The sequence below is a fragment of the Aeromonas rivipollensis genome (assembly GCF_010974825.1).
Lineage (GTDB): Bacteria > Pseudomonadota > Gammaproteobacteria > Enterobacterales > Aeromonadaceae > Aeromonas > Aeromonas rivipollensis.
On sequence record NZ_JAAILA010000049.1, the window covers coordinates 1 to 5,952 of the forward strand.

4 protein-coding genes are annotated in these 5,952 nt (G+C 60.2%); 3 read left to right on the forward strand and 1 reads right to left on the reverse strand.

Annotation, left to right across the window (positions count from 1 at the left end; all coding sequences use genetic code 11):
- Nucleotides 1-245 precede the first annotated feature (245 nt).
- A complete protein-coding gene (gene tmaR / locus G4923_RS20780; protein WP_025328544.1) occupies nt 246-563 on the forward strand; it encodes a PTS system regulator TmaR in 318 nt (105 codons plus the stop codon).
- 214 nt (nt 564-777) lie between these two features.
- Nucleotides 778-3,861, forward strand: coding sequence for a transglycosylase domain-containing protein (locus tag G4923_RS20785; protein WP_163138171.1), 3,084 nt, complete (start codon nt 778-780; stop codon nt 3,859-3,861).
- Between the two features lie 78 nt (nt 3,862-3,939).
- Here G4923_RS20785 and yjgA read toward each other — a convergent pair whose 3' ends face one another.
- A complete protein-coding gene (yjgA, locus tag G4923_RS20790; protein ID WP_106885621.1) occupies nt 3,940-4,464 on the reverse strand; it encodes a ribosome biogenesis factor YjgA in 525 nt (174 codons plus the stop codon).
- A gap of 111 nt (nt 4,465-4,575) precedes the next feature.
- On the opposite strand from yjgA, the gene pmbA reads away from it, so the two are divergent.
- A complete protein-coding gene (pmbA, locus tag G4923_RS20795; RefSeq protein WP_106885622.1) occupies nt 4,576-5,919 on the forward strand; it encodes a metalloprotease PmbA in 1,344 nt (447 codons plus the stop codon).
- Nucleotides 5,920-5,952: the final 33 nt, after the last annotated feature.

Consider the following 5,952-nt stretch of genomic DNA (forward strand, 5'->3'; position numbering starts at 1 on the left):
GGATGATTAGACCACTACATCTGCCGTCACGCCTGGTTCTGCACTCTCACCGGTTTTCCATTTGATTCCTCACGCGGCGCTATCCTGCTGAAAGCCGGCGTCGGGCCTGCAATTGGGGTTGTATCTGCATCATAACTCGGTAGAGTAAAGGGCATTCCGGGTTTGCCCATACCATGCCTTTGCGTCTCCATCTGGTATGAGAGCATCCCACCCGTTTTCATTCACCTTCAGTCAGTGGTACCGATATGGAACAAGTAAACAAGTCTACTTTCAGCGATGTGTTGGAATATGTGCGTATGTCCCGTCGTCAGAACAAGCTCAAGCGTGAAATCGCGGACAACGAGAAGAAGATCCGTGACAACCAGAAGCGGGTGCTGTTGCTCGACAACCTGAGTGACTATATCAAGCCCGGCATGAGCATCGATGAGGTGCAGGCCATCATCGCCAACATGCGCACCGATTACGAAGAGCGTGTTGATGATCACATCATCAAGAATGCCGAGCTTTCCAAGGAGCGCAAAGAGCTGAGCACCAAGCTCAAGGGCATGAGTACCAGCAAGTAAGCTCACATCGCCATTCTCGAACACCGGCTTCCAGCCGGTGTTTCATTTCCACTCCGCAGCTCGGATCTCTCGCCGTACTGCAACAATCGGCTCCCATTTTTATAATCGCCCTGTTAACATCGCTGCAAAGCGGTCAATAGTTTTCAAGCCCTTGACTTGAAACGACTAAGCTTGATTGAAAGACAATAAATTGCGCAACCATGGTGGGGCTGATATGGGCGCATCAAAACAGACGGATTCGAACAAAGTGGCATCTCAGGATTCATCCGTACCGCATGCGGACGGGCAATATCAGCGCAAGCGTCGCCCCTGGTGGCGCTGGTTGTTCTGTTTCATCTTTTTGCTTTGCCTGGCTGCCGTGATCGCCCTGGTCGGTTATGAAATGAAGACCTCCCGATTGCAGTCGCAGGAGATCTCCCGTTATGCCGCCAAGCTGACTTATGAGCTGGAACCCGGTCCCAGCAAGCAGATCACCTTCCCGGATGATGGCCCCTTCGACAAGCGACTCGGTTATGTGCTGATGCCCATGATCCAGGAGCGCCTCATCCAGCGTGGCTATCAGGTGAGCGAGCAGGTGCGTTTTTCCGATGCGCTCTACAACTACGCCAGCCATGGTTTCTTCGTCCCCTATACCGAGAAGGTGCAGGCGGGGCTGACTCTGCACGACTGCCGTGCCGAGCCTTTCTATCAATACAAGTACCCGACCCATTACTACCCTGATTTCAACTCCATACCTCCTCTGGTCATACAGTCGCTGCTGTTTATCGAGAACCGGGAGCTGCTGAGCAACGAGCAGCCGCTGGCCAACCCGGCTGTAGACTGGCCCCGTTTTGCCAAGGCTGCACTGTCCCAGGTGGGCAAGGCGCTGGATATGCAGGATCAATCCGCCGGTGGTAGTACGCTGGCGACCCAGGTGGAGAAGTATCGTCACTCCCCTGATGGTTTGACCCTGTCCCCCACCGAGAAGATTCGCCAGATGGCCTCGGCCAGCGTGCGGGCCTATCGATTGGGGCCAGAAACCCTGGAAGCACGCAAACTGGTGGCTTGGGCCTATCTCAACTCGGTGCCGCTCTCCGCCGCCCCGGGCTATGGCGAGGTGCACGGCCTGGGGGATGGTCTCTGGGTCTGGTTTGGTGCCGATGTGGATGAGGTGAATCGCCTGCTGGATCCCGCTCGCAATCAGGATGCCACCCTGGCCGAGCAGGGGCTGGCGCTGCGCCAGGTCGTCTCCCTGATGATTGCCCACCGTCGCCCCTCCTACTATCTGGCCCAGGGACGGGAGGCGCTGTCGACCCTGACTGACAGCTACCTGCGTCTGTTCGTGCAGGAGGGCATGATCACGCCGCCCCTGATGGAGTCGGCACTCAAGGCCAAGCTTGCGTTCCGCGACTTCCTGCAGACGCCGGCGATCACCCGGGTCAATAACAACAAGGGGTTGCAGGTCGCGCGCACCCGCCTCAGCCGCCAGCTCGGGGTTCAGCTCTATGATCTGGACCGCATGGATCTGACGGCGGATACGACCCTCAACATGCCGCTGCAAAATGACGTCTCTCGTTATCTGCAGCAGTTGGCGGATCCCACATTCGCCGCCCAGGTCGGGCTGTTTGGTGAGCGCCTGCTCTCGCCGGAGAAGACGGGGGACGTGAAATACAGCTTCACCCTGTTCGAGAAGACGCCGGAAGGGGTCAAGGTGCGGGTGCAGACCGACAACACGGATCAGCCGTTCGACATCAACGAGGGCAGCAAGCTGGAGCTGGGCTCTACCGCCAAGCTGCGGGTGCTGACCACCTATCTGGAGATAGTGACCGAGCTGCATGACAGCTACGGGAACATGCCGACCGAGAGCCTGCGCAAGATAGAGGTCTCCGATCAGGACAACATCAGCCGTTGGGCCATTGCCTACCTGATGAGTGCCAAGGACAAGAGCTTGCCCGTGATGCTGGAGGCGGCGCTGGATCGCAAATACTCCGCCAGCCCCTACGAGGGCTTCTTCACCGGCGGCGGCATGCATACCTTCAACAACTTCCGCAAGGAAGACAATGGCCGCATTCCGCCTATCCGCGACGCCTTGCGTGAATCCATCAACCTGCCCTTCGTGCGGCTGATGCGGGACATAGTGCGCTACAGCCTCTACAAGGAAGGCAACCGCGCCCAATTGCTCAAGGATGACAAGGATCCCCGTCGTACCGAGTATCTGGCCAAGTTTGCCGACAAGGAGGGCCAGACCTATCTGCTGCGCTTCTGGCGCAAATATCGCGGCAAGACCACGGATGAGCAGCTCGATACCTTCCTAGACGGCCTCAAGCCCAGCGCGGTGCGCCTCGCGGCCGTGCATCGCTACCTGATGCCGGAAGCGTCACAGGCCGATTTTGCCGCCTTCCTGGCGAAGCGCCTGCCGCGAGACAAGCTGAGCGACAAGCGAGTCGAGCAGCTCTACACCAGCTATGGTCCTGGTAAGTATTCACTGCCGGATCAAGGCTATATCGCCCGCGTCCACCCGCTGGAGCTGTGGCTGCTCTCCTATCTCAGGGAGTTTGACAAGGCTACCTTCGCCGATGCGGTTGCGGCCAGCCGGGATGAGCGTCAGGAGGTCTACAGCTGGCTGTTCAAGACCCGCCATCGCAGCGCCCGGGATAGCCGGATCCGCACCATGCTGGAAGTCGAGGCCTTCCTCGACATCCATCAGCGTTGGGCACGCCTGGGCTATCCGTTTGATCACCTGGTTCCTTCCCTGGCGACCGCCCTGGGCAGTTCGGGAGACAGACCCGCCGCTTTGGCTGAGTTGATGGGGATCATCCAGAACGGCGGCATGCGGGCACCGACCCTGCGGATCGAGCATCTTTCCTTTGCCAAGGACACACCCTTCGCCACCGCGTTCGAACCGGCCAACACCCAGGGTGTGCGGGTGATGCCCGCCGAGGTGGCCACCGCCCTGCGCAATGCCCTGTCCAAGGTGGTGGAAGGCGGCACGGCACGGCGCATCGCCGGTGCCTTTGCCTTGCAGGATGGCACTGTGCTGTCGTTGGGGGGCAAGACGGGGACGGGGGACAACAGGATTGAAACTGTCGGTCGCTACGGCAATGTCACCAGCTCGCTGGCCCGCAACCGGACCGCGACCTTTGTCTTCTACATAGGGGATGATCACTTCGGCACCCTGACGGCCTATGTGCCTGGCAGCCAGTCCGACAAGTTCCGCTTCACCTCGGCACTGCCGGTACAGGTCCTCAAGGGGATGGCGCCCTTGCTGGTACCCTATCTGCAACCGGGTACTCACACCCAGTGTTTGCCGGGCAGCTGACGGCGCATAAAAAACGGGGCCAGCTTGGCCCCGTTTTTGTTTCTGTCGGCGACAGGTGTCCCGCGCCAGCATCATGACTCACAGCAGATGTTCTATCTCGCCGCGCAGGTACTGGTACATCTCGCGATAGGCTACCGGCGGCTTGTTCAGCTCCCGCTCCTTGTTGGCGGTGCGGATCAGCTGACGCAGCTTCTGGCGATCCAGCTCGTGGAACTGGGACATCAGTTCGTTGAGGGCGCTATCACCCTCGGTGATCAGGCGCTCACGCCACTGCTCCAGCCGGTGCAGGCGGGCATTCACGGTGGAGTGACGCATCTTGATGATGGAGAGGGCTTCCTCGATCTGCTCTATATCCCGGCTGCGCATCAAGCGGCCGATGAACTGCAGGTGGCGGCGGAAGGATTCGTCCTTCTTGGGTTTGAGCTTGCGGCCCAGCTCGACGGCTTCGGCCAACTCTTCATCCAGCGGGATCCGTTCCAGCTCGCTGTGGCTCAGGGAGACGATCTCGGCCCCCAGTTTCTGCAGTGCCTCGGCGTCGCGCTTGAGCTGGCTCTTGCTTGGACCCCAATCGTCCAATTCGTTGTCGTCTTGATACTGACTCATCGGTCTCTGATTCCTGTCATTCGCGTTGGGGGATATGTTACCAGCTTCTCCCGCTGGGCGCAGGGGTCTGATATGCTTAGCCCCTTTCCTTCCTTCATACAGATGTGAGTTATGGACCAGCAAGATCAAATCCGCCAGGATCAAGCCCATCTCGAGGCGGTGGTCGCCGAGGCCCTGGAGATAGCCAAGGGGCTGGGTGCCGGGCTTGCGGAAGTCTCCATCAGCAAGCAGACAGGGCTGTCGGTGAATACCCGGGGCTGTGAGCTGGAAAGCATCGAGTTCAACAAGGATGGAGCGCTCGGCATCGCCGTCTATCGCAATGGCTGCAAGGGATCTTCCTCGACCACGGATCTCGGCAAGCCTGCCATCCGCGCCGCCGTCGAAGCGGCCATGGAGATTGCCCGCCACACCTCCCCCGATGAATATGCCGGCCTGGCGGATGCCGAACTGCTGGCCTGGGATGCCCCGGATCTGCAACTCTGTCACTCCATCGAACTGGATCCCCAGCGTGGCATCGAGCTGGCCATCGAGTGCGAGCGGCTGGCCCTGGGGCGTGATGCCCGCATCAAGCACTCCGATGGCGCCAGCTTTTCAAGCCATCTGGGGGTCAAGGTCTATGGCAACAGCCATGGCTTCGTCAAAGGCTATGCGGCGTCGCGCAACTCCCTGAGCTGCGTGCTGATCGGCGAGCAGGATGGGGACATGCAGCGGGACTATGGCTACTCCTCCAGCCGCGCCCTCTCCGGCCTCTGGACCCCGCAGCGGATCGCCGACGAGGCGGTGGAGCGTACCGTCTCCCGTCTGGGGGCCCGCAAGATCAGCACCCGCCACGCCCCCGTGCTGTTTCATCCCGACACCGCCGCCGGCCTGTGGGGCCATCTGGTGATGGCCATCAGCGGCGGCAACCTCTATCGCAAGTCGAGCTTCCTGCTGGACAAGCTGGGCAAGCAGATACTGCCTGAGTGGCTCAGCATTCAGGAGTTTCCACACCTGCTGGGGGGGCTTGCCAGTACCCCCTTCGACGGCGAAGGGGTACGCACCCGCGACATGGATATAGTCCGCAACGGCGAGCTGATGAGCTGGCTGCTCACCTCCTACTCGGCACGCAAGCTGGGGCTGACCACCACGGGCCACGCCGGTGGCATCCATAACTGGCAGGTTTCCAATACCGGCCAGGATTTCCAGGGCATGCTCAAAGAGATGGGTACCGGCCTGCTGGTGACCGAGCTGATGGGGCAGGGGGTCAACATCGTCAATGGTGACTACTCCCGAGGCGCCGCCGGTTTCTGGGTGGAAAATGGCGAGATCCTCTATCCGGTTGAGGAGATCACCATAGCCGGCAACCTGGCCGACATGTTCAGCACCCTGGTGGCGGTGGGGAACGACGAGGACGAGCGCTCCAGCCTCAAGACGGGCTCTGTGCTGGTCGAGCAGATGAAGCTGGCGGGGCACTAAGCCGCCAGACTCCGGTGTCTAGTCCTGAAATAG

Coding starts and splice junctions, on each gene's coding strand:
- tmaR (WP_025328544.1), top strand. CDS start 246: ATGGAACAAGTAAACAAGTCTACTTTCAGCGATGTGTTGGAATATGTG.
- pmbA (WP_106885622.1), top strand. CDS start 4,576: ATGGACCAGCAAGATCAAATCCGCCAGGATCAAGCCCATCTCGAGGCG.
- G4923_RS20785 (WP_163138171.1), top strand. CDS start 778: ATGGGCGCATCAAAACAGACGGATTCGAACAAAGTGGCATCTCAGGAT.
- yjgA (WP_106885621.1), bottom strand. CDS start 4,464: ATGAGTCAGTATCAAGACGACAACGAATTGGACGATTGGGGTCCAAGC.